The organism is Myxococcaceae bacterium JPH2 (assembly GCA_016458225.1).
Lineage (GTDB): Bacteria > Myxococcota > Myxococcia > Myxococcales > Myxococcaceae > Citreicoccus.
This window is the reverse complement of sequence record JAEMGR010000005.1, coordinates 808,200-834,660: the sequence shown is the minus strand read 5'-3', so window position 1 is coordinate 834,660 and position 26,461 is coordinate 808,200. Positions and strand designations below refer to the sequence as shown.

Annotated in this window: 20 protein-coding genes; 5 read left to right on the top strand and 15 right to left on the bottom strand. The window is 69.9% G+C overall.

The window, feature by feature from the left end:
• Window positions 1-6: 6 nt before the first annotated feature.
• The 3 genes from JGU66_12200 to JGU66_12190 all read right to left on the bottom strand — a co-directional run bounded on the left by JGU66_12200 (window position 7) and on the right by JGU66_12190 (window position 3,485).
• On the bottom strand, window positions 7-876 hold the full coding sequence (locus JGU66_12200; protein MBJ6761530.1) for a CapA family protein: 870 nt from the start codon (window positions 874-876) through the stop codon (window positions 7-9).
• A gap of 70 nt (window positions 877-946) precedes the next feature.
• Window positions 947-1,798, bottom strand: a complete 852-nt coding sequence (locus JGU66_12195) for a hypothetical protein (GenBank protein MBJ6761529.1) — start codon at window positions 1,796-1,798, stop codon at window positions 947-949.
• Window positions 1,799-1,874: 76 nt separating this feature from the next.
• Window positions 1,875-3,485 (bottom strand): serine/threonine protein kinase, encoded by a 1,611-nt coding sequence (locus tag JGU66_12190; GenBank protein MBJ6761528.1) that lies wholly within the window; start codon window positions 3,483-3,485, stop codon window positions 1,875-1,877.
• A gap of 221 nt (window positions 3,486-3,706) precedes the next feature.
• Here JGU66_12190 and JGU66_12185 point away from each other — a divergent pair, with 221 nt between their 5' ends.
• The 3 genes from JGU66_12185 to JGU66_12175 all read left to right on the top strand — a co-directional run bounded on the left by JGU66_12185 (window position 3,707) and on the right by JGU66_12175 (window position 10,257).
• Window positions 3,707-8,485 (top strand): amidohydrolase family protein, encoded by a 4,779-nt coding sequence (locus tag JGU66_12185; protein MBJ6761527.1) that lies wholly within the window; start codon window positions 3,707-3,709, stop codon window positions 8,483-8,485.
• 633 nt (window positions 8,486-9,118) lie between these two features.
• The gene (locus JGU66_12180) at window positions 9,119-9,733 is read left to right on the top strand and encodes an ankyrin repeat domain-containing protein (protein ID MBJ6761526.1); all 615 of its coding nucleotides are present in this window, start codon (window positions 9,119-9,121) and stop codon (window positions 9,731-9,733) included.
• A 158-nt stretch (window positions 9,734-9,891) separates the two neighbouring features.
• Window positions 9,892-10,257, top strand: coding sequence for a hypothetical protein (locus JGU66_12175; GenBank protein ID MBJ6761525.1), 366 nt, complete (start codon window positions 9,892-9,894; stop codon window positions 10,255-10,257).
• Here JGU66_12175 and JGU66_12170 read toward each other — a convergent pair.
• The 6 genes from JGU66_12170 to JGU66_12145 form a co-directional block, all read right to left on the bottom strand.
• Entirely contained in the window at window positions 10,250-11,722 is a 1,473-nt protein-coding gene (locus tag JGU66_12170; protein MBJ6761524.1) for a hypothetical protein, read from the bottom strand. The genes JGU66_12175 and JGU66_12170 overlap by 8 nt on opposite strands.
• Before the next feature lie 85 nt (window positions 11,723-11,807).
• Window positions 11,808-12,452 carry a TetR/AcrR family transcriptional regulator gene (locus JGU66_12165; protein MBJ6761523.1) on the bottom strand — a complete coding sequence of 215 codons (645 nt, stop codon included), beginning with the start codon at window positions 12,450-12,452 and terminating at the stop codon, window positions 11,808-11,810.
• Window positions 12,453-12,472: 20 nt separating this feature from the next.
• A complete protein-coding gene (locus JGU66_12160; protein MBJ6761522.1) occupies window positions 12,473-13,684 on the bottom strand; it encodes a metallophosphoesterase in 1,212 nt (403 codons plus the stop codon).
• Window positions 13,685-13,784: 100 nt separating this feature from the next.
• Window positions 13,785-14,762, bottom strand: coding sequence for a hypothetical protein (locus JGU66_12155; protein ID MBJ6761521.1), 978 nt, complete (start codon window positions 14,760-14,762; stop codon window positions 13,785-13,787).
• Entirely contained in the window at window positions 14,759-16,177 is a 1,419-nt protein-coding gene (locus JGU66_12150) for an RNA-directed DNA polymerase (protein MBJ6761520.1), read from the bottom strand. Before JGU66_12150 ends, JGU66_12155 begins: the two co-directional genes overlap by 4 nt.
• A 197-nt stretch (window positions 16,178-16,374) precedes the next feature.
• The gene (locus tag JGU66_12145) at window positions 16,375-18,639 is read right to left on the bottom strand and encodes an aldo/keto reductase (GenBank protein ID MBJ6761519.1); all 2,265 of its coding nucleotides are present in this window, start codon (window positions 18,637-18,639) and stop codon (window positions 16,375-16,377) included.
• 133 nt (window positions 18,640-18,772) lie between these two features.
• Between JGU66_12145 and JGU66_12140 the strand changes: the two genes are divergently transcribed.
• Window positions 18,773-20,722, top strand: coding sequence for a CotH kinase family protein (locus tag JGU66_12140; protein MBJ6761518.1), 1,950 nt, complete (start codon window positions 18,773-18,775; stop codon window positions 20,720-20,722).
• 1 nt (window position 20,723) lies between these two features.
• Here the strand turns inward: JGU66_12140 and JGU66_12135 are convergent, their stop codons facing one another.
• Together JGU66_12135 and JGU66_12130 are read right to left on the bottom strand one after the other, a co-directional pair.
• Window positions 20,724-21,686 (bottom strand): protocatechuate 3,4-dioxygenase, encoded by a 963-nt coding sequence (locus tag JGU66_12135; GenBank protein ID MBJ6761517.1) that lies wholly within the window; start codon window positions 21,684-21,686, stop codon window positions 20,724-20,726.
• Between the two features lie 94 nt (window positions 21,687-21,780).
• The gene (locus tag JGU66_12130) at window positions 21,781-22,368 is read right to left on the bottom strand and encodes a HEAT repeat domain-containing protein (GenBank protein ID MBJ6761516.1); all 588 of its coding nucleotides are present in this window, start codon (window positions 22,366-22,368) and stop codon (window positions 21,781-21,783) included.
• 37 nt (window positions 22,369-22,405) lie between these two features.
• On the opposite strand from JGU66_12130, the gene JGU66_12125 reads away from it, so the two are divergent.
• On the top strand, window positions 22,406-23,053 hold the full coding sequence (locus tag JGU66_12125; GenBank protein ID MBJ6761515.1) for a hypothetical protein: 648 nt from the start codon (window positions 22,406-22,408) through the stop codon (window positions 23,051-23,053).
• Between the two features lie 12 nt (window positions 23,054-23,065).
• Here JGU66_12125 and JGU66_12120 read toward each other — a convergent pair whose 3' ends face one another.
• From JGU66_12120 to JGU66_12105, 4 genes are all read right to left on the bottom strand, one after another.
• A complete protein-coding gene (locus JGU66_12120) occupies window positions 23,066-23,740 on the bottom strand; it encodes a hypothetical protein (GenBank protein ID MBJ6761514.1) in 675 nt (224 codons plus the stop codon).
• A gap of 88 nt (window positions 23,741-23,828) precedes the next feature.
• Window positions 23,829-24,866, bottom strand: a complete 1,038-nt coding sequence (locus tag JGU66_12115) for an esterase family protein (protein MBJ6761513.1) — start codon at window positions 24,864-24,866, stop codon at window positions 23,829-23,831.
• 12 nt (window positions 24,867-24,878) lie between these two features.
• Complete coding sequence (locus JGU66_12110) at window positions 24,879-25,796, bottom strand: TIGR01777 family oxidoreductase (protein MBJ6761512.1); 918 nt, start codon at window positions 25,794-25,796, stop codon at window positions 24,879-24,881.
• Complete coding sequence (locus JGU66_12105) at window positions 25,793-26,383, bottom strand: hypothetical protein (GenBank protein MBJ6761511.1); 591 nt, start codon at window positions 26,381-26,383, stop codon at window positions 25,793-25,795. Before JGU66_12105 ends, JGU66_12110 begins: the two co-directional genes overlap by 4 nt.
• Window positions 26,384-26,461 lie beyond the last annotated feature (78 nt).

Here is a 26,461-nt window from a genome sequence, read left to right as displayed (position 1 = left end):
CCGCGCTCAGGGAAACACGACGGTGCCATCCGGCGCCGTCGTGGTGCGAGTGCCCAGGGCCTCGGACACGCTGACGAGCAGCTCCGCGGCCCCCGAGTCCGTCGCGCGGCCCGGCGCTTCTCCCGCGAGCCCCGCGCGCAGAGGCAGCGCGCTGACATCCGACACCGCGCCGTCCGCCGCGAGCTGGAAGCGCAGCACGTAGGCATCCTTCACGGCGGTGCATCGGCACGAGAAGGCGAGGTTGCCCAGCGAGTAGGCGATGACGCCGGGCCCGTGGCGCTCCACGCCCTGCGGCGCATGCGGACCGTGACCCAGCACCGCGGAGGCGCCTGCCTCCACCAGTGCGTGAGCCAGCGTGCGCTGTGCTCGCGTGGGCAGGTTGGAGTTGGTGTTTCCCCAGTGCAGGGACAACAGCACCGGGCCCGTCTTTCGCGCGGCGCGCACCGCCGCGGTCAACGTGCGTGCATCGTCGCGCGTGGGCTCGCGAGGCAGGTCGCGCGCGAGCACGGTGACATGCAATCCCTGTCGTTCCACGGAGGCAGGCTCGCGAGCCATGGCAGCCTGAATGCCCGCCGCGCGCAGCACGCTCGCCGTGTCACGCCTGCCGGCCTCGCCTGCATCCAACGCGTGGTTGTTCTCCAGCGAGACAACATCCACTCGGCCCGCCAAGGCCGTGGCCCACGTGGGCGGCGCGGCGAAGCGGATGCGAGGGGCGCGCGGTGTCCCCTCCGCGTCCAGGCCTTGCTCGTGAGCGCGCGCGGTGAGCGGGCCCTCGAGGTTCACCACGCGCACGTCGCCCTCCAGCAAGGAGGGCAGGGCTTCCAGCACGGCGGGCGTCGTCCGCGCGCCGAGCTGCAGGTCACCCGCCGCGCTCACTCGCAGCGAGGCGGATGGCGCAGCGGCCAGGAGCAGGGCGAGCGCGGGCGCGAGCAGGGCGGGCTCCGAGTCAGAGCTTCCGAGCGATGGCCCGCGCCAGCCGTCCAGCGGCCTGCGGATCCAACGACAGGAAGAGACACGGCTCGGTGACCTCCAGCTCCTGGAGTCGCGGCTGGCCCGCGTTGTCCGTGGCCACGTCCACGCGGGCGTACAGCAGGGGCTGGCCCACCGCCGCGACGACCTGCTCCGCCAGCTTCAGCTCCGCGGCGTTCTCCGGGGTGAACGCGCGCGGCTCCGAGAAGCTCCGGGGCGCGCTCTTCAGCGTGGGAGGGCGGTGCACGGCGTGGCTGAACTCGCCGTCGAAGAAGATGTACGCCCGCTCGCCCTCGCGCTCGAACGCGGTGAGGTAGGGCTGCACCATGACCTCGCACTCGCGGGCCATCTCCTCCACGCGGGCGCTCGCGGTTGCGGCCTCCGCGCGAGGCAGGACATAGGTCTTCAGCGCGCCCGCGGAGATGGACGGCTTGAGCACCACCGCGTCCCAGCTCCGCTCGCGCATCACGGCGCCCACGTCCAAGGTGCCACCTTGCGGAACCCAGACCGTGTCGGTCACCTGCACGCCCTTGGCGCTCAGCTCGCGAAGGTAGCTCTTGTGCGTGTTCCAGCGCAGCACGTCCGCGGGATTGTGAAGCTGGGTCAGCTTGCCGACCTTGGAGGCCCACGCGACGAAGGTGTCTCGGCGCAGGTGGCTGTCCCAGGTGCTGCGCACGATGGCCAGGCGCACGGTGCGCCAGTCCATCGTCGGGTCATCCCAGATGACAGGGTTTGCATCCAGGCCCAGCTCCCGCAGCGCGGGCAACAGACCGGCGTCAAAGGGTTCGAGCTGAGGCAGTCCTTGGTAGGTGAGGATCGCGACGTCCATGCGAGGTGCTCCGTCGAAGCAGGCGCGAGGTTGTAGCGCGGGCCCGGCGGGATTGCTCGGGATGTGTGGATGCTTTTCAGGCGGGACGCGCGGCGTTCGCTCGCGGTGTCAGCGCGATGCTCTCCGCGGGTGCCTCGTGCGCGCGCCGTGAGTTCTCCATCGCCTCGCGGGCGAGCCGGGCCAGCTCGGGTTGCCCGCGCGGAAAGGGAGCCGCCGGTCCTTCCAGCGCGAGGAGTTGCTGTCGCAGCTCGGCGCCGTTCGCGGTGCGGCGCGCGGGGTCTCGCTCCAGCAGGCGCATCACCACCGCATCCAGCGCGGCGGGCACGGCGGGGTTGAGGCGCGAGGGTGGCACCAGCTCTTGATCCACGGTGGCGCGCATCAGCCGCTCCTCCGAGTCACCCGTCAACGCACGGTGGCCCGTGAGCGCCTCATGGAGGGTGAGCCCCAGGGCGAACAGGTCCGCGCGCCCGTCGAAGGGCCGGCCCAGGGCCTGCTCCGGGGCCATGTAGCCCAGCTTGCCGCGCACGCCGCCCGCCACGGTGAGCTGCGCGCGCGCCGCGTCGCGAGCGATGCCGAAGTCGGACAGCTTCACCTCGCCAATGCGAGACACCAGGATGTTGGGCGGGTTCACGTCGCGGTGCACCAGTCGCAGCGGCGCGCCGTCTGGGCCCGTGCGGCGGTGCACATAGTCCAGCGCCGAGGCCAGCTCCGCCGCCAGGAAGGTGGCCGCGGGCACGGGTAAGGGAAGCCGGCCGAGTTGCTTCAGCACCCCGCTGAGTGGCAAGCCGTCCACGAACTCCATGGCCAGGAAGTACGTGCCCGCGTGCCGGCCCAGGTCGAACACCTGGATGATGTTGGGATGGTTGAGGGTGGAGCACAGCTCCGCCTCGCGCCGGAACATGGCGAGGAAGCTGGCGTCATCCGCGAACGCGGGGAGGATGCGCTTGAGGGCCACCTGCTTCTCGAAGCCGCCCTCGGGCGAATACGTGGCGCGGTACACCTCCGCCATGCCGCCCGCGCCCACGCGCTCGTGCAGCACGTACTTGCCCATGACCTCTTGCTCGCGCAGCGCGGCCAGCGCGTCACGGGTGCGGCTCAGGAAGTGGCGCGCGAGGATGGCCGTGAGCGCGCCCGCCGCGACGAAGAAGAACGCCCGCACCATGATGAACAGGGGCGAGAGCGTGACGAGCGGCTGCTCCGGCAAGAGGGGCCGCACGAACCCGAAGTAGATGCCCGCGTACTCGGCGGCCACCAGCACGCCCGCCGCGAGCGCCAGCCGGGGGCTGCTGCGCAGCGCGGCCAGGGTGATGAGGCTGCCCCAGATGACGAGGGTGGGCGCGGTGAGCGCGTAGACGGGGCCTTGGTAGCGCAGGTCGAACGCGAGCACGACCGCGGGGATGCTCACCTCGATGGCCACGTTCAGCCACGGCACCGCCGGGTGGAACACCCCTGCGCGCAGGATGCGCCACATCGCCCCGTAGTAGAGGCACAGCACCGCCGCCAGTCCGATGAGGGCCCGCGTCAGGCCCCAGCCGAGGGACTGGCCGAGCGCCGCCGCCACCACGATGCAGATCCCCGAGAGCGCCGCCATGAAGCGCGCCACGGACAGCTCCCGAGCCTGAGCGTCTCGGCGCAGGTGTCCTTCGAGGAAGCGGGAGACGGCGCTGGACGGGTTGCGGGTGACCATGGGCCCGCGACTCTAGAGAACGCGCTCGCGTCCGTGCACGGGGCCTCTCATACCCGGGGTGGGGATTCACCTCACCTCATGGCACCTACCAGGGAGGATTCGTCGCTGGGTGGGTGGACTTAGGCCGTCAGGTGTCGCTGAAATGTTTCACGGCCCAACCATTTCACGTGAAAGAGGACGGGTCTCTTCCATCAAAGCTCGGCCCCGTGTCGGGAGGCTTCATGCGCATCACCCCCCGCTATCTGCTGATCGCGCTCAGCGCGGTCCTACTCCTAAGCACCGCTTGCGGTGACGATGACAAGTGCAAGGACGGTGAGCAGTGCGCCTCAGCTGTCTGTGGCAACGGGAAGAAGGAGGACGGCGAGCAGTGTGATGACGGGAACACCACGGGGGGCGATGGCTGCGAGGCGAACTGTACGACGCCGGGTGCGGCCCAATGTGGCAATCACGTTACGGAGACCGGCGAGCAGTGCGACGACGGCAACCGGGTGAACGGCGACGGCTGCGAGACGGACTGCACGGTGACGCCGGGCTTCGCGGTGTGCGGCAACGGCCGCGTGGAGACGGGCGAGCTGTGTGACGACGGCAACGTGGTGGACGGCGACGGCTGCGAGGCGAACTGCAAGCTCACGCCGGCGGCCTCGTCCGCCACGGTGTGCCCGGGCGCGTCTGCGGCTCCGCTGTCGGGCGACGCCACGTGTGCGGTGACGAAGGCAGGCAACGGCGCGCGCCTCTTCACCGGCGTGGTGCTCAAGGACGGCGAGACGCTGATGGGCGGCCAGGTGCTGGTGGACGCGCAGGGCGTCATCCAGTGCTCCGCGTGTGACTGCTCGGCCGCCGCGGGCGCCGCCGAGGCCACGCAGGTGTCGTGCCCCCGCGGCGTCATCTCCCCGGGCCTCATCAATCCGCACGAGCACATCACCTTCCCGGGCGCGCCGTCGGCGGGCACCGCCGAGCGGTACGAGCACCGGCATGACTGGCGCACGGGCGCCAACAGCCACACGAAGATTCTCAACCCGTCCAACGTCAAGGCGGACATGATCCGCTGGCAGGAGCTGCGGCAGATGATGTCCGGCACCACGTCCATCGCGGGCGCGGGCGGCCAGCCGGGCCTCTTGCGTAACCTGGACGTCTCCTCGGTGGCGCAGCAGGAGGGCCTGGGTGAGGGCTACGCGGACTCGGACACCTTCCCGCTGGGTGACAGCTCCGGCACGACGCTGACGAGTGGGTGCAGCTACTCCTCGCTGCCTGTGTCCAGCGGCCTGCCGAAGACGTCGGCGTACCTGCCGCACGTCTCCGAGGGCATCGGCATGACGGCGCTCAACGAGTTCCGCTGCGTGTCGCAGGGCAACAACAGCGTGCTGTTCGGCCGCACGGCCATCATCCACGGCGTGGGCCTCACGGCGAAGGAGATCGCCGCGATGGCCGAGCACGGCACCGGGCTCATCTGGTCGCCGCGCTCCAACGTGTCGCTGTACGGCGATACGGCGATGGTGACGGCGTACAAGCACCTGGGAGTGAGCATCGCGCTGGGCACGGACTGGCTGAAGTCCGGCTCCATGAACCTGCTGCGCGAGCTGCAGTGCGCGGACTACCTCAACAGCTCGCGCTACGCGCACGAGTTCACCGACGAGCAGCTCTGGCGCATGGTGACGGCGAACGCCGCCGACGTGACGGATGTCTTCGAGAAGGTGGGTCGCATCGCGCCGGGCAAGCTGGCGGACCTGGCCATCTACCGCCTGCGCGTGTTCTACGGCCGTCCGCACCGCGCGGTGGTGACGGCGAACGCCGAGGACGTGGTGCTGACCATGCGTGGCGGCAAGCCGCTCTACGGTGACCAGACGCTGATGAACGGGCTGAAGGGCGCGGACACGTGTGACGCGCTGGATGTGTGCGGCACGGCGAAGTCGGTGTGCCTCACGTCTGAGATTGGCAAGGACCTGGCGGGCCTGCAGGCGTCGCCGGACACGGCCAATGCCTATCCGCTGTTCGCGTGCGGTGGCACGCCCAAGGATGAGCCGGTGTGCGAGCCGCGTCGCGATTCGCAGGGCGCCTCGTGGCCCAATGCCTCTCAGGCTGGTTCCACTATCTACTCCAGCGAAGTGCGCGCGGATGACCCGGATGCGGACGGCATTCCGAGCAGCAGCGACAACTGCCCCACCGTGTTCAACCCGGTGCGCCCGATGGACAACGGCGCGCAGGCGGACACGGACGGCGATGGCGTGGGCGATGCGTGTGACCCGTGCCCGCTGGCGGCCAACGTCACCACCTGCCAGCCGAGTCATGCGCTGGACGACGACGACGCGGACGGCGTGCCGACGTGGCGGGACAACTGCCCGTTCGTGTCCAACGCGGACCAGAAGGACACGGACGGCGACGGCAAGGGAGACCTCTGCGATGGTTGCCCGCAGGACGCGAGCGCCGCGTGCACGACGGATGACCCGATGGACGCGGACAACGACGGCATCCTGGCAACCGACAATTGCCCGTTCGTGGCGAACGTGGACCAGAAGGACACGGACGGTGACGGCATGGGTGACGCGTGCGACCCCTGCCCGGTGCCCAACGCGGGCGGTATCGCGTGTGCGCTGACGGTCTACGACGTGAAGACTGCGCCGCGCACGGGCTCGGGCTCGCTCGTGGGTCTCAAGCTGGCGGTGTCCGACGTCATCGTCACCGCGGTGGATGTCACGGCGACGAGCGGCTACTGGGTGCAGGTGGCCAACCCGCCCGCGGGCAAGGGTCCGGAGAACTCGGGCCTGTTCGTGTACGGCTTGAAGGCGGACGTCGCGGTGGGCGACCGCATCAACATCACCGAGGGCGTGCTGAAGGACTACTTCGGCCTGCTTGAGTTGACGAACGTCAAGGTGACGAAGCTGAGCAGCCTCAACCCCGCGCCCACGCCGGTGGTGGTGCGCACGGACGCGGTGCGCACGGGCGGACCGCGCGCGCAGGAGTTGGAGGGCGTGGTGCTGGAGGTCCGTGACCTCTGGACGACCGGTCCCGAGAACGCGAAGCGTGAGTTCATCGTCGATGAGAACCACGCGGGCGATCCGACCAAGACGGGCCTGATGGTGGATGACCAGGCCTTCGCGTACCCCACGCAGACGACGGGCACGTTCTACCGGGCCCTGCGCGGCGTGCTGACGTACACCTTCAGCAACTCCAAGCTGGTGCCGCGTGGCGCGGCGGACATGCAGGGGGTGTTGCCCGCGCTGACGGCCTTCACGTCGGGTGGGTTCGCGCGTGTGGGCGACACGGCGGCGTTCCCGCAGGCGCTGACGGTGACGATGGCCGCCACGTATCCGGTGGACGTGACGGTGTCTGTGACGTCGAGCGACTCGAACGTGCTGAGCGTGACCGGTGGGCAGGTGGTCATTCCGGCGGGACAGACGAGCGTGACGGTGCCGGTGACGGCGGCTGCTCAGGCCGCGAGCGTCACGCTGACGGCGACCTCGGGGGCCTCTTCGCTCACCACGAACCTCCGGGTTCTGGGGACGAACGAGACGCCTGTGGTGACGGGCATCTCGCCGACGACGGTGTCGGTCGCGCCCGGTGGCACGGTGTCGTTCACGGTGTCGTTGGATCGGCCGGCCCCGGCTGGCGCGGTGCTGGCTCTGACGTCTTCGCCCGCCACGGACTTCGGGACGTTCGCCCCGACCACCATCGCGAAGAACGTGACGAGCGCGACGTTCAGCTTCACGACGGACGAGACCACGACGGTGACGGCGGGTCAGGTGACGGCCGCGCTGGGTGGAGGCTCGGCGACGGCGGACGTGACGGTGCTCCAGGACGCGACGCGGCTGGTGTCCATCACTCCGTCGAGTGCGGTGACGCTGAACGCGGGGGCCACGCAGGTGTTCACCGTGACGGTGACGCCGGCGCCGGCTGCGCCGATCCAGGTGCAGGTGGCGGCGGTTGCACCCGCGGGTGGCGCGCCCTTCGGTGCGCTGGATACGCAGGCGGTCACGGTGAATGCAGGCGAGACGACGGCGACCTTCACCTTCACCGCGAACGCGGCGGGTGAGGGGACCGGAAGCGTGACGGCCTCGCTCAATGGCGTGACGCGCACCACGGCGGTCACGGTGATTCCGCCGCCGGCGAAGCTCGCGAGCATCTCGCCTGCGACGGTGTCGGTGAACACGGGAGCGACGCAGGTGTTCACGGTGTCGCTGGACCGCAAGGCCCCGGTGGGTGGTGTCAGCGTGGAGCTGACGCTGGGGACGGGCCTGGGGACGTTTGTTCCGGACACGACGACGTCGGTGACCATCCCCGAGGGCAGCCTGACCGCGACGGTGACGTTCAAGGCCGCGGCTGCGGCTGCGACGGGTTCGCTGACCGCGACCTACGACGGAGTGACGAAGTCGTCGGCCATCACCGTGGTGGTCCCGGTTCCCATGGGCCACGTGGTCATCAGCGAGGTCTCTGGCGCGGGACTGACCGTGAACGCGGATGACTTCGTCGAGCTGTACAACCCGAACGATGTCGACATCGACATCAGCGGTTGGAAGCTGCAGTACCGCACGGCCAGCACGACCAGCACGACGGTCAACTACACGGTCCTCACGACGATTGGCGCGGGCAAGACGATCAAGGCCCACGGCTACTTCCTGATCTCGAATGATGGGTACACGGCCGGCACGCCCGCGGTGGCCGCGGACATGTCCTGGGGCTCGACGGATATCTCTGGCACGTCGGGCAACCTGCGTCTGGGCAACTCGACGGTGACGGTCGACCCCACGGTGACCACGGGCGTTGTCGACGTCGTGGGCTACGGAACGGGACGCGTGGTTTCCGAGACCGAGGCTGCGCCGTCGCCGTCCAGGGGCGGCAGCATCGAGCGCAAGGCGAACCCCAGCTCCACGTCTTCGAGCATGGGGACCGGTGGTGCAGACGCCCTCAAGGGGAACGGCAGCGACACGGACAACAACAAGAATGACTTCGTCACGCGCGCGGCGAGAGACCCGCAGAACTCCGCGAGTGCGACGGAGCAGCCGTAGCCGCATCCTGAAGTCTTGAAGTCCGGGCCCTCGCCTCGATGTGTGGAGGCGAGGGCCCTTTTGCGTTAAACGGGCCGCGAAGTGCGGACCATGGTGGGCTGCGAGTGGTCAGCCGTTGTCCGTGGAGAGGGAGGGTCTCATGACATTCAGCTGGCTTTGGGCTCCAGTCCTCGTGGTCTTGTGGCTCACGGGCTTGTGGATGAGCGAGCGACGCCTCGCACGAGACTTGTCTCGGCTTTCGGCCAAAGAGGTGTCTCCGTGTGCGTACGTGGTGAGAACCCTGTTTTCTTCGCGAAGAGCGTCAGGCGCCACTTTCTATCTGGCTCCGGGCTCTCTCTTTCTGCGCCGGTCGGGAGGGGGACTTCAGTTGGACCGTCCGGGCGAGCAGACAACGAAGATTGGGCTCTTCACGGCTCGTGTCCAAGCTGACGAAGTCGTGGAGGAGAATGACAGCCTCCGAATTCGGTACTCGGGATTCCACTCGGGAACCCTCACGCTCTCGGGGCTGGCTCCCCACAACCGTGCGAGGGTTCTGGCCACGCTTCGCCCTGGACCGGTCGGCTGATCAGCTTCGTTTCTTCTCTCCACCTTGGTACGTGTTCGATGCGTTCTCCAGCCAACGACCCCCTTTGCATGGCGATTGAGTCGGGCGATCTCGAGGCTGCCGAGTCGCTTGTGCGGAACGGCGCCGACGTGAATGCCTCTTTCGACGGGGTCACCGCATTGACGTTGGCCATTTCGGAAGAGGCCGGACTGGATGAGTCCCTCCGTCGCGTGGACTGTCTGCTCCGACTCGGGGCAAGGACCGCTTGTGAGTCGGGTCGAGGACTTGGCTCATCGGTCCATCAAGCGGCGAAGGTGCACTTTGTCCCTGTCCTCAATGCGCTGCTTCAGGCTGATGGTAGGTCCAGGCTGAACACGTTTGATGACTGTGAACAGACTCCCCTCATGTGCGCGGTAGATAATCGCGACCTGGAGGTGGCTCGAATCCTTCTCGACGCGGGTGCTGACGTGAACGCCCGGAACGAAGAGCGGATTGGCGATCCGGCCATCAACCTTCCGCTCCGGAAAAGGAGCTTGGATGATTTGGATGTCGCGATGGTTGCAATGCTGGTGAGTCGAGGTGCCAATCCCAGGCAGGCCGGGTGGATGAAGATGTCCGCGTTGGACTACCTGGCGCAATGGCGTGAGAGAATGGGCAACGCTCCTCTTGTTGGCGCGTTGGCCCGCGCACTGGGTGCCCCATGACGCCCCCGGTCGCTTGGCTGAGCAGCTAGAGTATGCTTGGGCGCATGGCTCCGTTCGACTGGTCCACGCGTCTTCTTTCAGTCCGGCAGTCAGGGCTTCGCGGGCTGCTCGGTGCCACCAGTCTTCTGGTGGCATCGCCCGCCTGGGCAGGGAGGGCAGTGGAGGACCCCGACGCGGACTTGCGCGAGATTCTCATCGCGAATGTCGTGGTCGCGGTGGTCGTCCTGGGGTTGGTCTTCCTGGGGCTCAACCAGTCCAAGGCCCAACGCCGCGTTCCCATTGCCCTGGGGCTCTTCACCGGGGCAGTGCAAGCGTGTGTCGGCGTCGCGGGGTTGCTCTTCTTCCTGGCCGGGTCCATCCGCGCCCTGCTCCTCAATGGACCCATCTCCGTCGACGGCGCGGGCATCTTCGTCCTGTGCACCGGTGGATTGTTGGCCCTCGGGCTCTATGAGGTCCGTGTGGCCTGGCGGGCTCGGGCCCCGACGGTGGCACCTCCTTCTTCTCCTCCGGGTCCGGTCAGCTGAACAGTCGGGTGGTTCCTTCGCAGGAACGGCAGGCTCGGACTCCGGGGTTTGAATAGTCGCGGGCCATGGCATCCATGACTTCGTCCGCGTCCTGGAAGCGGTACAGGCGCAGTTGGAAGCCGCAGGACCAGCAGTAGATGGCGCTGCACGTGTCGCAGATGTGCCAGCGCCTCGCGAGAGACGGGAACCGGCCGTGCACCGCATCGCAGACATTGCACATCAGGTTCCGACTCGAAACCTCCGGGTCCGGCACGTTCCACTTGTAGATGACCCGCTTGCGCAACACGTAGTTGTTCTGGAACTCCGTGTTCAACGTCTGCAAGTTGTTCACGTGGTACTGCATGTGATGCAAGTGCGACGTGGCTGGAAAGGCCCCCGGCAGCATCCCGCCCAGGTGGTTGTTGTAATAGGCCGCCGTCGTCTTGGTCCACGCATGGGACGGCTGGTCATGTCCGTGCAACTGCTTCAGCGTGTTCCCCAGCGGGACATGGAACGGAAACCTCGCGCGCACCATGTCTTGATAGGGAATGGGCACGCAGTACCCTGTCCGCTGATTCTCCAACATGAACGCCGGCGTCGAGGTGTTGAAGTTCGGGTCGTACACCAACGTCGCGAACAGGCTCGTGTTGAAGGAGATGGGGAACCCGCCGCTCCCCACCAGCGAGTCCACGTCGTGGTCGGTGCCTCGGTAGAGCAAGAGCCTCCCCGCGCTCTCCATCTCCACCCGCATCGCTGCCCGCAAGCTCCGGATGAGGATGTCCACCCTCGTGCGGATGGGGTTGTTCCCGTTGAGCCGCTGACCCAGCGATATCTGGCTCGCCACGTTCGCGGGGTTCAAGTACCGGAACCCGGACTGCCGCGCTCCCGCGCGCAGGACGTGGGCTCGGAACAGCGCCAGCTCGGGGTTCGCCAATCTCCAGATTTGCGCGCCCGACAGCGGGAAGTGCTGCTCGTGCACCGTCAGCAGGGGGCGCAGCTTGTCGGTGATGAGCACGTTCATCCCGAGCGAGCAGTTCACGTTCTCCGCCGCCAGGTTGACGGCCGGGTCCACGATGGCCGCCTCGTACTGCGCCATCGGCTCCAGGTCCCACTGGTTGAACGCCGCGAGCGTCTCCTCCTGCTCCATCAGCGCGTTGAGGTACATGACCTCGTAGAGCGTCCGCGGGATGAAGATGAGCCCGTAGACATGGGGGTGAATCGTGGCGTTCCGGTTGGTGAGCTGCTGCTGCACCGTGGTCGCGCGGTTGCGCACCGACTGCTCCACCGCCGTGAAGGCTTGCCCCTCGAGCATCACCCCGTTCGCCACGTTCAGCCGGTGCTGATGCACCACATGGAACGGGGAATGGGGATGCAGGATGTTCTGATAGATGTTTCGGTATTCCGCGCTGCTCAGCCGCCCCAGGGGATGCCCCGGTCGACTCTTGATGACAATGAACTCCCCGTAACCATCTGGCACGAGCGGCATCGCGTGGGACCCCCATCCCAGGACCGACCGCGCGATAGCCTACCAAATGTTGGAAAACGTGCTGATTCGGGAGAGCCAGAGCGGCTCAGGACCCGGTGGGTGTGGGCGGCAGGCCCGATGCGACGAGTCCATCCAGCGCGGCCATGACAGGGTTGTAGTCCACGCTGGTGCGAAACAGGTTCTGGTGCAGCAGGAGCCCCAGGTAGCTGCCCATCAGCGTGTGCGCCAGATGCTGCGGCTCCATGTCGGTGCGGAACTCTTGCGTCCGCTGGCCGTAGCGCAGGATGCCCGCGAGCACTTCCACGTAGAGGGCGATCTTCTCGCGGATGGCTTCGGCGACGCGGTCGTTGGACTCGGCGGACTCGGCGGCCACCAGGCTGAAGAAGATGCCGTACTCGCGATGCTGCCCCAGGAAGTGCGTGGTGCGGCGCATGAATGCCAGGAGTTGCTCGCGCGCAGGCAGCTTGCGGTGCTCGGTGAGCAGGTCCACGAACTCGCGCAGGTAGCGCTCGTGCAAGTCCGCGATGGCGGCCAGCAGCAGGTCCTCCTTCGTGGGGAAGTGCCAGTAGAGCGCGCCGGGCGTCATCCGGATGGCGCGGGCGAGGTCCGCCATCGTCGTCGCCAGGTAACCGCGTCGCGCGAACAACGTGATGGCGGCTTCGAGAATCTCGAGCCGCGTCCGCGCTGCGCGCTCCTGCTTGATCTCACGCTTCGCCGGTTCCTTATTCATTCACTGGTCAAGCCTACACCTCAGGCGAGCAGCGTCACCTTCACGATTTCCGGCGGCGCGCCCACGCGCAGCGGCGGACCCCAGAAGCCCGTGCCCCGGCTCACGTAGAGGTGATTCTCGCCCTGCTGGAAGTGGCCCTGGTCGTGACGCCAGATGGCCGCGACCGCGAGCGTGAATGGGAAGAATTGGCCTCCGTGGGTATGCCCGGAGAGCTGCAATCCCATCCCTGCCTGGGCGGCCTCGGCCCAGTTGGAGGGCTGATGCGCCAGGAGGACCGAGGCCCGCGAGGGGTCTCGTCCCGCGGTGGCCGCGTCCAGGTCATAGCCTCGCGCGCCGCCTCGGTTTCGCGCGGACCAGTCATCCACGCCCACGAGGTCGAACGAGGCCGCCGCGTCTCCAATCCGCACGTGGCGGTTGCGCAGCGCGCCGATGCCCATGCCTTCCAGCGCTTGGGCCCAGGCGTCCGCGTTCCAGTAGTACTCGTGGTTGCCGGTGACGAAGTAGGTGCCCGCCCGTGAGCGCAGGTTGGTCAGCGCGGAGACCGCCGGCCCCAGGCCCGACACCGTGCCATCCACCAGGTCGCCCGTGATGGCCACCAGGTCTGGCTTCAACGCGTTGCATCGCGCGACCAGCTCATCCATGAACCGCCGCTCGATGATGGGGCCCACGTGGATGTCGCTGAGGTGGACGAGCGTGAAGCCATCCAGCGCCTTGGGCAGTCCTGGCAGCCGCACCGCCACTTCGCTCACCACGGGCGGGTGGAACGCGCGCCACGAGCCGTAGCCCACCAGTCCGCTGGTCGCCAGCACCGCGCCGCTCGCGCCGGCTCGGGCGAGGAACAGGCGGCGGGCCTCGTCGACCGAGGCTGGGGCCTGCGGCGCGGGCGTGGCGGCCGGCGTTTCACGCGCCGCCTTGCGCGCCTGGAGTTTGCGCGTGAGTGCCCACACTCCGTCCACGGCACCCAGCGTCAGCAGGAGGTAGATGGAGATGCCCATCCAGGTCCACACCACGGTGGCCATGGAGAACAAGGCGTTGGTCGGCAGCAGGCGGGTCACGAACCACGAGAGGATCAGCGGCAGGCACAGTCCGACGAGCAGCACCTTGCCCGTGAGGCGCCACCCGGCGTGCTCGGCTGTGTCCCGGAACAGGCGCCGGTACAGGTAGATGTGTGAGAACACCGTGATGACGCCGATGACGAGCACGAACAGGACGAAGCGCAGCGCGGTATCCATGGACTCCAATACTCACGGGCGGCTCGCCCGTCGCAACGAAATCAAAGTGAAGAAGCGTCAAGGCTCGCACGGATGAGGCTCGCTCGCCCGGTGCGCGGGCTCAGAGCCTGAGGCCTTTACCCAGCCGGCGCAGCAGCGGCTCCACATCGCTGTCGCTCAGGCCCATCTCCTTCAACTCCAGACGTTTCAAGTTGGGCAGCGCCTTGGGTGACTTGAAGGCCAGCGCGCCTTCCTCGCTCAGGTCATTGCCAGACAGCTCCAGGCGCTCCAGGGCGTTCAGCCCCTTGCTCCGCGCCAGCGCCGCCGCGCCCTCGTCACTCAGCTCGTTCCGGTTCAACGCGAGCTGCTCCAGCGTGCCCAGGGTCTTGCACTTCGAGAGCCCTTCCGCGCCCTCGTCGCCGATGCGCGCGCCGGAGAGGAAGAGTCGCTTCAGGGCGAGCCGATTCCCCGCGAACGCCTGGGCCAGCACTTCGGGGTCCGCCTCTTCCAGCGACAGGCTGAGGACGCGCAGGCCCGTCAGCGTGGTGCTCTTCACCACGGCCGCGACGCCTCCTTCGGATGGCGCGCGGAAGGAGAGCACTTCCAGCTTCCCGACGTGGGGCGCGGCCGCCAATGCCTCGGCGGCGGCCTCCGCGCCTGGGCCTTGGAGGCGCAGCCAGGAGACTTGCTCGAACCAGGGCTGCGCCGCGGCTTCGGCGAGCGACTTCCCATCGCGCGTCTCCAGCGTCACCTGTCGCACGGGCTCGTGCGTGAACAGCGCTTCGCCGTGCCTCGCCAGCAGGTCTTCCGAGAGTGAGAGCGACTCGACGTAGCCGCGCGTGAAGTCACAGCGCTGGATGCCGTGCTTGCGCAGGGGCTCGCTCCAGGCGCGGTGGTGGTGGGCCAGGAGCGCCTCGGCCCTTCGGTTCAGCGTGCGGCGGCTCGCGGGGTCCAGCTTGCCGGTGAGCGCCACCTGCGCCTGGATGAACTCCGCGCGGGGCGCGTCCGTCTCGCGCAGCGTCTGCGCGTGGGCCAGCCGGAGTGCGTTGTTCGCGGGCTCGGCGGCCACCCGCGCGATCCACTTCGCGTCGTCACTCATGTGGCGAGCAGCTCCTTCACCTCGCGCTGCCAGGCCTCGCCCAGCTCGGGGTGCACCATGCGGACATAGGCCGCGTAGCCCTCCAGCCAGCGCTTGAAGTCCGGCCGCCCTCGGGCCTGCGAGTCCACGCCGTGCTTGCGGCAGTTGGCCAGGATGGCCTTGAAGCGGCGGCGCTCATCGCGCGGGATGGACACGCGCTCGTTGACGGTGAGGCCCGTCACGCGCTGGCGTCCGCCCTGGCGCATCACCCGGCGCTTGGGTCCGTTCTCCGCGAAGCCCTCCTGCTGGAGGATGGCGTTCACCCACCAGAAGAAGCGGCCCAGGCGCTCGGGCGGCTGGCGGAAGGAGAAGGACAAGTCATCCGCGTAGCGCGTGTACGCGGCGCCGACCTTCGCGGCCAGCGCGGTGAGGCGCGCGTCCATGCGGCGGCACACGAGGTTGGCGATGGTCGGAGACGTGGGCGCGCCCTGTGGCAGCACGCCGGGCCACGCGACCGTGCCGTCCGGCAGCTTCGCGCGGTAGGTGGTGAGGCCCGCCAGCGTGGTCGCGACCTCCTCGCCGTAGCCATGCGCTTCGAAGAGGCCCTTCACGCGGCGGAAGTGCACCGAGGGGAAGAAGTCCTCCAGGTCCACGCGCACCACCACCGTGGCGCCGACGTGCGGCTCGGCGTTCGTGACGGTGGAGCGGCCCGACACGAAGCCGTGCGCGGCGGGGTGGGCCGGCATTCGCGCGAGCACCTGTTCCAAGAGCGTGCGCTGCGCGGCCTTCAGCTTGGGGCGCGGCGCGCTCAGGCGACGCACACCACCGGAGCGCTTGGGGACCTCGAACTCCACGTAGCCCGAGCCCGACTGGGTTCCCGGGCGCATCAGCGCGTCGAGGTCGCCCGTCCCCAGGCCCAGGAGCTTCGCCACGTCCTCGCGCGTGCGCAGCGAGGGCAGTGCCTCGGTGACGGGAGGAGGACGCTTGCGCGCGGCCTGGGTCATCTCGGGGTAGAGCCCGAAGCTCCAGCCCGTGGGGTTCCAGCCTCCGATGGCGGTGGGTCTCGGGTGGCTCGGCGGCTCCTCGCGCGAGTCCGGGAGCGACACGTCCGCGAGCCCCAGCTTGCGCACCGCGGCTCTCGCCGACGCCGACACCCGCGCGTCCGCATCCTTCACCATCCGGCGCACGAGCCGCGCGGCGCTGGTGCGATCGAACAAGAGGGGAATCAGGCGCGCGGCCCGCAGGCGCTCACGCGCGTCCGGGCTTCGCACGCGGCCTTCGACCGGGTCCTTCCAGGCGCGCGCGACGAAGAAGCGGGCCACCTCGTACTCGGCGAGACCCTGGTTTCGCTCGAGCAGCTCGACGATGGCGTCGAAGCTGGCCTCGGGGTCCTTCATCAGTGGCTTGAGCTCCAGGAGGAGGCCAACCAGGTTCATGTGCCAGGGCTCCAGGGCGGGAAACCGCGGCTCCTGGGACCGCCGCCACCTGCACGGCAGAGGCGGACGAGGTCGAGGAAGCCCGCAAGGCGGACCTCGTACCGCGTCATTCTTCAATGGGAATCAACGGCAGCCGCGACGTGACATCGCGGACGGAAGGCTGGCTGCACGCGGCCCCAGGAGCGCCCCGGATTCCATCACACCCCTTCGCCCTCTTCCAGCAGGGCGAGCAGGGCATCGCGCGGGCCGCCTGGCGCTCGGCGCACCCGTGCGTCCAGCTCTCGCTCGCGGGCTCTCACGCGCTCCCCATGGGCCCGCATGGCAGGCAGGGCGTCGGGTTCCATCCTCGGGCGGGCGAGCACCTCCAGGTTGTGCCGCAGCTCGCTCCAGCTTCGCGGCGCGGTGAGGCTGGCGCTCACGCCGGGCTGCGAGAGGGAGTAGCGGTAGCAGTCCACCGCCGAGGGCAGCACCGCGTCGGGTGTGACTTCGGGCGTGGGGCGCAGCAGGCGGCCGTAGCAGGTGGTGCTGAAGGTGAGCACGCCGGTGCCTCGGGCCTGGGCCTCGGGCAGGAACGCGGCCTCCGCGCCGGGGTGCGCGGCGCTGTGCCGGGTCATCACGACGGGCCAGGGCGCGCGGTGGAGGGCCTCGCGCGCCAGGTCGCGCAGGTGCGTGGAGAAGCCGAACGCGCGGACCTTCCCCTCGGCGCGCAGCCGCTCCAGCGCCGCGAAGTCTTCGTCGGAGAGGCGCTCCGGCGAACGAACCCAGAACAGCAGGAAGACATCCAGGGACGTCGTGCGCAGCCGCCGCAGCGCGGACTCCACATCGCGGCGGAGGGCGGCCTCTCCCGCGTGGTACGTGCCGGCGACCACCACCAACTCGTTCCTCCGGTCGCGCTGGGCGCGGAGGAACCGCGTGAGGGCGGTGTAGCGGGGCTCCCAGAAGAAGGCGTTCACGCCCGCGTCCCGGGCCTCGAAGAAGGGCTCGGGCGTGGTGAGGTTCGCGCCCGAGAGCACGAGCGGCGAGACGCGCAGGCCGGTGGTGCCGAGGGGGCGCGACGAGGAGTGGGCTTCGGGCCGGGGGCGAGGCGTCGCGGGGGCTCGCGGGCGCTTGGGCGCGGGCGTGGGGCGGTGGCGCGCGACGGACGGCGCGGCGGCGAGGGCGTCGTCGGGGAAGACGAGCGTGAGGGCTTCGAGGTGCGCGGTGAGGGCGTCCGTCGAGGCGGCGCTGTCCAGTGCGGCGCTCAGGCGTTGAAGGGCGGCGTCATCGGCGTGGCGCAGGCGCCAGGTCCAGACGGCGGGCTGGAGGTCAGCGGCCTCCACCGTGTCGAGGCGCGCGTCGAGCGTGTCGCACGACTCCAGCACGGAGGCCGCGGCGGCGCGCGCCATGGGCGAGGTGTCGTGCGTCAGCCGCAGCAGCACGTGCAGCTCCTCCGGCGCTCGGGCGGGGTCGAGCAGGTCGCACGCGCGGGCACGCACCCACGGGTCCGGTGATTGCGCGCAGGCGAGCGCCACGTCTTGCGACTCGGGTGAGTCGTCGTCGGAGGGCTCGCGATTCCAGGCGACCCAGAGGTCGAGCGCGGCGCGCCGGACGCTCGGGTCGAGGTCTTCCACGCAGGCCCGCCGAGCGCTGGCGAGGTCCAACACCGCCAGGCGGATCCAGGGATCCTCGTCGCGTTCGGCCTGGGCGCGCTCCTCGGCGGAGAGGTTCCCGTGTCGGGCTCTCGCCGCCAGCGCCACGGCGCGCACGGAGGGGTCCTCGTCTCGTGAGGCCTGATTGAGCAGGGCCTCATCGTTCAGCAGGACCGCGGCGGTGGCCACCGCGCGGCGCTCTCGCGTGGAGCGGGCCTTCGGCGCGAAGCTCACCAGCGCCTGGGCGAACGCTTCGGCGGCGGCGCGCGCGGGGGGCCTTCGCTCCCAGGCGGCCAGGACCTCCTCGCGCACGGCCGCTTCGGGGTCCTCGAGCGCGGCGAGCAGCACCTCCCGGCTGGAGGGATCCGCGGCGAGGCCCGACAGCGCGGCGCGACGGATGGAGGGCTCCGGGTGTCGCGCGAGGGCTCGGCTCCGGGCCAGCAGCTCGGGATGGGCCCGACGCGCCGCCACGCGCGTGGCCCACGCCACCGCTCCGGGGCGTGGGGGCTCGTCCAGCACTCGCGTGGCGAGCACCACGTCCTCCACGGGCGCGCGCTCCATCAGGGAATAGGCGGCCTGCGCGGCGTGGGGCACCCGAGGCTCATCCAGCCAGCGCAGCGCGAGCCGGAGCGCGTCCAGGTCCTTCCGCTCCCGCAGGCGACGGCGCGCCAGTTCGCGGAGTGGTTCGTGGGGGTCTCCCAGCCACTCCACCAGCTCCCGCGCGCTCACCTCGGAGGCGGGCGTGGCCTCCAGCCTCGCCGTCACCACCGCTGGATCCTCGTTCCCGAGGTCAGGCGCGAGGAGGTCGGGCGGGGTGGGTTCTCGGGTGGACATCGCGGCATTCTAGACACCGCCCGCCCTCCACGCCGGGGCTCCGTCCCCTCGGGAGTTCATGGCCGGACGAGGGTGCGAGCGCCCCCTCGAACTAGGTGGTGTGAACACAAACTATCTGCTGTAGAGGGAACGGATGCGCTCCTCGTTCTCTCCTCCTGGGCTCCCGTTGCGTGCGGTGCGTTCGCCAGCCTTGCTGGCGTGTCTGGGGCTGTGGCTGTCCGCCTGCCACGGCTCGCCTCCGATGGTGGAGTCGGCGGACGAGGGCCGGGTCGAGCAGGAGCTGCCCGCGGTGACCTTGGAGGGGATGGACAACGCGCGGCACGTCTTGTGGGGCGCCGTGCGCGGCGACGTGGGCGCGCTGACGGTGGAGGTCTTCGTGGACAGCGTGCGCCTGGGGCGGGCGGACGTGGAGGGTGGGCAGTGGAGCCTGCCGTGGTGGCCCGACGTGAGCGCCCGCGAGGTGGAGGTGGTGGCCTCGCACGTCTCGGGTGAGGTGGGCCGTGCCCACGTGGAGCTGCGTCCGTTGGACCTCCTGGACGCGGCGAGCCTGTACCAGCCCGAGACGCTGCTGACGCTGCCCACCTCGGCCACCACGACGACGCGCTACACGGTGGATGGCTCGGTGCCAACGCCGGCGTCGCCGCTGTACTCGGGGCCGCTCGTGCTGCTGGGGCGCCAGGGCACCGCGCCCCTCTCCGCCATCCCGACCACGGCGCCGGAGGCACCGGACAACTGGGGCTGGAAGGCACCTCAAGGGTCGGTGTCGCTGGCCCACGTCATCCGCGCGCAGGCGTTCGACGGAGCGACGCCCGTGGGCCCGGGTTGGACGCGCACGTACCTGCTGGGCCGCGAGCCGTACACGCTGCCGGTGGTCTCGCTGGTGACGGAGGCCGCGAACCTGTTCGGCGACGCCATGGGCATCTACGTGCCGGGGAACCTGCACCAGGACTCTCCCGAGGACGGCTCGCTGAGCTGGAACACGGGCAACTACATGCAGGACGGCAAGGACTGGGAGCGGCCCGTCTCCGTCGAGTGGTTCGAGGCGGATGGCGCGCCCGGGCTCGCGCAGCCGGCGGGCGTGCGCATCCACGGGTCAGGCAGCGCGGTGCTGGCGCAGAAGAGCCTGCGCCTGTACGCGAAGGAGGACTACGGCCCGGAGTGGTTCTCCGGCGCGCTGTTTCCGGGCCTGAACGTGCGGGACTTCAAGCGGCTGCTCTTGCGCACGTCGGGGCAGGACCAGGTCGCCACGAAGCTGAAGGACTGCGTGCTCCAGGGGCTCTTGCGCGAGACGGCGCTGACGCTCCAGGCGTGCCGCCCCGCGCTGGTGTTCATCAACGGCGAGTACTGGGGCCTGCATGAGCTGCGCGAGCGCTATGACGAGTACTACCTGAGCGGGCACTACGCGGTGGACCGCAAGAAGGTCACCATTTTGGAGGGCGCGGGCGGCCTGCTGGACGTGGGCGCGGAGAGCGACGCGCAGGCGTACCAGGACCTGCTCGAATACGTGCGCACCCACGACCTCGCGGTGCCGGCGTCGTATGCCTACGTCCAGGCCCGCGTGGACGTGGACGACTTCATCGACTACCTCATCGCGGAGATCTACTTCGCGAACACGGACTGGCCGGACAACAACGTCCGGATGTGGCGGTACAGCGGCAAGCTCGTGGCGGGCGCGCCCGCGGCGCAGGACGGGCGCTGGCGCTGGATGGTGTACGACCTGGACTCGGCGCTGCTCACGGGCCCCGAGGACGACACGCTGACGCGGCTGCTGTCGGAACCGTCGTTGTCGGAGCCTTCCGTGGTGCTGCCTCGCAAGCTGATGGCGTCACCGGACTTCCGGGCGCGGTTCGCCGCGCGCTTCCGCTGGCACCTGGACCACACCTTCGCGCCCGAGCGCGTCGTCGCGGCCATCGACGCGGTGGCGGGACAGCTGGCGCCGGAGATGGCCGAGCACATCCAGCGCTGGAGCTATCCCGCCTCGCTGACGGAGTGGGAGGGGAGCCTCGAGCGGATGCGGGACACCGCCGCGCGGCGTCCCGCCTTCATGCGCCAGTTCCTGGAGGAGACGTTCGGCCCTCCCTGAGTCACGGAGGCGGCGGGCCCATGCCGCCGTCGAAGCCCGGCGGAGGACCCATGCCGCCATCGCCGCCCGGTCCACCCGGACCGCCGCCGCTGCCACCCGGCACCTGGCACCGCGCGGCGTCGAGCGAGGAGCGGATGACGAGCGTCTTCCACGCGAGCATCGCGCCGTCCGGCATGCGCTGCGTCTGGAACAGGTAGTCCACGACGGAGTCCGCCGAGACGACGTTGTCGTGCGCGTTCGTCGTGTCACGAGGACCGCGCGCGTTGTACAGCGGCTGCGTGTTGACGATGTCGTCGTCCAGCGCGTCGTCGAAGAAGAGCTGCGACGTCACGTACTCCTGGCCGTTGAGTCGCACCGTGAAGTGGATGTGGATGGTGCGGCTGCTGTACCAGCCGGGGAAGCACGTATCGAACTGCACGCGTCCGTTCGCGTCCGTGGTCTGCACGCCTCGGAACCAGCGCGCGGCCACGGCCTTCGCGTCCGCCGAGGTGCAGAACGTGCTCGCGTCGTCTCCCGAGTAGAGACCCTCGGGCGCGGCGTGCCAGATGTCCACGCTGGCGTTCGGGATGGGCTTGCACGTCTCGTCCACGATGAGGAAGGCCAGACGCACCGGGAGGCCGTCATGGCCCTCGCTGATGTCCTGGCGCTCCAGCGTCCGCGCGTAGCAGGGGCCCAGCGTCGCCTCGCACGTCAGCTTGCACGTGCTGCCAATGCCAGACGCGAACGGATCTGGATAGCCGCCGCGCATGACCGCCGTGCCGCCGGTGGCCCAGTTTTCAGCGGGGACTCCGGAGTCCAGGAGCGTGCCCGCGTCCGACAGCGGCTCGGTGGGGGTGGTGCCCTCTCCGCAGGCGGCGAGGAGGCGCCCCAGGGGAGCGGCGGCCAGCGCCAGCCCGATGCCTCGGAGGATCTTGCGCCGCGTGGCATCGATGGGGGGCGTGTCGTTCCTGACTGGGTTGCTCATCCCGATTCCTCCCGGCGTGACGACGCGCCACGCGCAGCCGCGCCCTTCATGGGTCGCGACCGTGCGCTTATCGGGGAGGAGTCTTAAGCAGGCCTTACGCGCGGGACGCGGCCTCGCGCCACACGCCTTCCAGGTAGGTGGCCGCCGAGCGCAGCGGGCCCTGGGGCGTCTGTTCCGCCGCCTGCTGGACGCGCTCCCGGACTCGCGCGTCCTCCGCGCCGAGCCACCCCAACGCCTGCACCGCCGCGTGACGCACGCGCCAGAAGGGGTCCTCCAGGGCGATCAGCAGCACCTCCAACGCCTCGGGGTGGGCGAGCGACGCGGCGGCGCGCACGGCCGCGCGGCGCACCCACCACACGGACTCCTCGCGGGCCGCGCGGCGGGCTGGGGGCAGCAGCGCCTCCGCCCCGAGCCTCGCCAGCGCGCGCCATGAGCGATCACGCACGCTGGGCATGGCGTCGCGCAGGGACTCGAGCAGGGCGGGGATGAAGCGCGCGTCGCGTGCGTCCCCCAGCCGATGCGCCGCCGCCGCGCGCACCTGGGCGTCCTCGTCCGTCAGCAGGGCCTGTCGCAGGGCATATCGGCCCGGGGAGGACGTGAGGTCCACGGCGTCGACCGCGTCGCGGCGCACCTGCGCATCCTCGTCGAGCAGCCGCACCAGGGCGGGGTCCAGGTCGGGCATCCGCGCGGACTCTATGCCTCCTGCTAGAGTCCGCGACATGCCTGACATGCTGGCCATCATCAGCAAGGCCATCTTCGAGAAGCAGGCGGCGGGCCTCTCCCCCGGCGACGTGCTGCCGCTGGACGTCTACCGCAGCAACAGCCGCGCCTTGGAGCCGCTCGAAGCGGGCGGGAACCTGTTCCTCGTGACGGTGCGTCCGCCGGACGAGGCGCTGTGGCTGGTGGCCGTGCTGCGCTCACCCGAGCAGGATGACGATGGCTGGCGCTCATCAGCCAACCGCATCCCCATCACCGACGTCACCTCGCTCATCCCGAGCATCCGCTTCGCATCCGGCAAGGGAATCCAGGCCGCGAAGGGCGCCCTGGGCATGTCGCTCCAGACGCCGCGCGCGCTGACCGCCGAGGACGCCGCGAGCCTGCTGCAGGCCGCGAAGGGCTCGCGCCCCGCCATCAACCTCACCGCGCATGGGACGGGCGCGCCGCTGCCCTGCCTGTGCAAGCAGTGCCTGCCCGAGAGCCCGGAGCGCGCGGAGATCGACGGACTGCGCTGCGTGCGGTCCCAGGTGGAGGTGGAGGAGCGGGTGCTCTACTTCTGGATGCCCGAGGAGCTCAGCGCGGACGCGGACGCGGTCACGCAGGCCGTGCGGAGCGCGCTGGTGCGGCGGCTCCCGATGGTGGCGCGGTAACCGCGGGCGCTGCTACTTCACCTTCGCGGGCTGCGCCGTGCCGCCGAGCGCGGCGCCAATCTCGCGCCACTCCTGAGCGTAGGCACCACGCGCGAAGGCCTTGATGTCGTCCGTCGTGACGGTGCCGCGCTCCATCGCCGTGTCGAGCGCGCGCACGATGGCCTTGCGGTGCGGCTGCTCCACGTAGGGATTGCCGTCGCGGAACACCTCGCCGAAGAGGGCCTCCAGGCGACCGTCCTGCTTCAGCCGCTCCACGATGCGGTTCTGCGACACCGGCGCATCCGAGTGCGCGTGCAGCATCGCGGACGCCAGACCGCCCTGCGCGTCCTGGTCCGGGAACTCTTCGAGGAGGCCCAGCTCCGCGTCGGCCTGGGCAATGGATTCGGCGTCCGCCGGAGAGATGGCGGGACGGGCCGGCGGCGTGGGCCGCGCGGTGGGGCGGGCGGGTTCGAAGTCGCTCCGCCCTTGAAAGGGACGCATCGTCTGGTTCGACATCACTTCTTTGGACTGGGCGCCGGTGGGCGCCTGGGACTTGGCGCCGGTGGGCGCCTGGGACTTGGCGCCGGTGGGCCGCGCGGCCGGTGCCTCGGGCTTCTTCTCGCGCGACACGTCACCCCGCTCGGGGCGCTCCGTTTCCGGGCGCCTCGACGAGGAGGGGGGGCGGTTGCCACCATCGACGCGGGACATGGCGGGACTCCGGGCGGGAAAGCCCGAGGCGGTGATCGCCCCAGGATGGCCCACGGTGGTTATCGCACCTGCCCTCGTCCAGGTTGCTTCATTCCGAACGGGAAGTGGGTGGATGTGGGAAAATAAACGCCAGCCCGTGGGGGAGGTCGTCCCGCCAGGCAGGATAGTTGTGGCCGCCGCTGTACTCCCGGAGCGCCACCCGGTGACCGGCCGAGGTCAGCAGCGGCGCGATGCGTCGGTTGCCCTCCAGGAGCCCCTCGAAGCCGCCGCAGTCCATCCAGACGGAGAGGGGGCGCTGGTGGGGGCGCCGGGCCAGCTCGAAGACGACGAAGTCCCAGCCATCCAGTGCGTACGCGCCGGACTGCGCCAGCACGTGACCGAAGACCTCCGGCGCGCGCTGGGCGGCGAAGAGGGCCATGAGGCCGCCATAGGACGCGCCGAGCACCGCGTGGGCTCCCGGATGCGCGCGCTCATCCAGGAGGGGCAGCTCGCGCCGCGCCAGGGGGAGCACGGCGTTGAGCAGGAAGCGCACGGTGGCCTCGCTGCACGTGTACTCGGGCGTGCGGGCCTCGGCGCCGTTGGAGACGAAGGCCAGCGCCACGGGACGCATGCGCTGCTGCGCGATGAGGTTGTCCACCAGCACGGGCAGCCGCGCGCGCCGCAGGTAATCCTCTCCATCCAGCACCACCACCAACGGTACGGGGCCTGTCACGGGTGGCGCGTAGAGCGTCACCGCGCGGCGCGCGCCCACGGCCTGGTCCCCCGTCTCCACCGTGTGCCGAGTCAGCTGTCCGCGCGGCACGCCGGGGAGTCGCCGCGCGAACGGCGTGGGGCCGCCCTCGGGCATGTAGAAGCAGTGGTTCTCGTCGCCGAAGCCGTTGTCCGAGACGCGGGGGTTGAGCGGATCCCTCACGCGGCGGCCGTGCGCGTCGAAGAGCGCATACTCCACGTAGGCATCCCGAGGCAGCGTCAGCGTTCGCGCCCACAGGTTGGGGCCCACGCGCTCCAGGGGAAGAGGCTCGCCCTGCCAGTCCTGGAAGTCGCCGTGCACGCGCACGCCGCCGCGCCCGCGCCAGAGGAACGTCGCCGTGTCGCCGTCGATGACCGGGGTGCGCTTCGCGTCCATGCGCGGACAACCCTATGCGAGCGCGGCCGGTCCCAGCAGGTCCCTCAGCGCGGCTTCCAGCTCGGGGTGTTGAAAGACGAAGCCTGCTTCCAGCGCGCGCGCCGGCAGCACCCGCTGGCCCTCCAGCACCACGCGCGCCATCTCTCCGAAGCGGGCCTTGAGCACGATGCCCGGCACGTGCATTCCGGACGGGCGCTCCATCACGCGGCCCAGCGCATGCGCGAACTCGGTGTTCGTCACGGGCACGGGGGACGTGGCGTTGAGCGCGCCCTCCAGCTCCGGATGCTCTAGGGTGAATCGCAGCAGCTCCACGAGGTCCTCGCGGTGCACCCAGCTCACGTACTGCAACCCTGAGCCCACGCGCCCGCCCGCCCCCACGCGGAACAGCGGCAGCATCCGATGCAGCGCGCCGCCCGAGGGGTGCAGCACCACGCCGATGCGCAGCACCGCGGTGGCCACGCCCGTGGCTCGCGCCCGCAGGGCCTCCGTCTCCCAGGCCTGACACACGCGCGCGAGGAAGTCGTCGCCCGGAGCATGGGACTCGGTCAGCGGCTGTGCCTCCCGCGCGCCGCCGTAGTAGCCCACCGCGGACGCCGACACGAACCGCCGCGCCGTCCCCCCGCGCACCATCGCGTCCACCACGGCCCGCGTGCCGAACACGCGGCTGTCGTGGATGCGCTGCTTCGCCTCGTGCGTCCACCGTTGATCCACCGGCTCACCGGCCAGATGCACCACGGCCTCCGCTCCCACCAGCGCGCCTTCAGGCACCTCCGGCCCCACCCAGCAGGTCCCCGTGACGCCTGCCGGAAGACTGGCCAGGGTTCGTTCAAGGTTGCGCGAGAGGACGTGGACCTCATGCCCCACCTCGCACAAACGCTGAACAAGTCGAGCGCCCAGGAAGCCGCTCGCGCCGGTGACGGCGACCTTCACGGGGTGGGTCCTGGCGCGGGCTGTCCCAGGTCCTGCCCCACCAAGGTGCCGAGCTGGACGAAGAAGGCCGCGCGCTCCTCGGGCTTCATCCGCCCGGCGTGCTGGAAGACGACGGCGCCGGTGGCGTCCAGGAGCAGCACGTTGGAGGTCTTGGTGGGCAGCTCCCACGGCGCCCGGCCCAGCGTCCCGTCCAGGTCCACGAGGATGGGGATTCCGACCTTCTTCTCCTCGTCGCGCACGTAGGAGAGGGCGATCTGCCGAGCGGGGAAGAAGTCGTAGCGCTGGAGGTTCGCGACCGCCACCACCCACGCGGCGCTCAAGAGCCCGTGCTCGCGGCCCTTGGCGAACAGCTCTTCCTTCAAGGCCGCGTTGAGCGTGGTGGAGTCCCGGTCCTCGTAGAAGAGGATGACCGGCTTGCCTCGCCAGCGGGACAGCTTCACCTCCGCCCCGCTCGAACCGCGCAACGTCGCGTCCCGGGGGCCCGAGACAGGGACTCCTCCCGCCGCCAGGGTCGCCGAGAGCACGCCAGCCAGCCACGTCTTCATCGGGGCACTCCTCTGTACAGGGTTGAAACAAACATTGGACATAGTCTTGACAAGCGCTAGACGCAAACGCTACCTCTGGGGTGAAGGCCGCAGTCCGTCCTCTCTTCCGTGAGGTCCGCC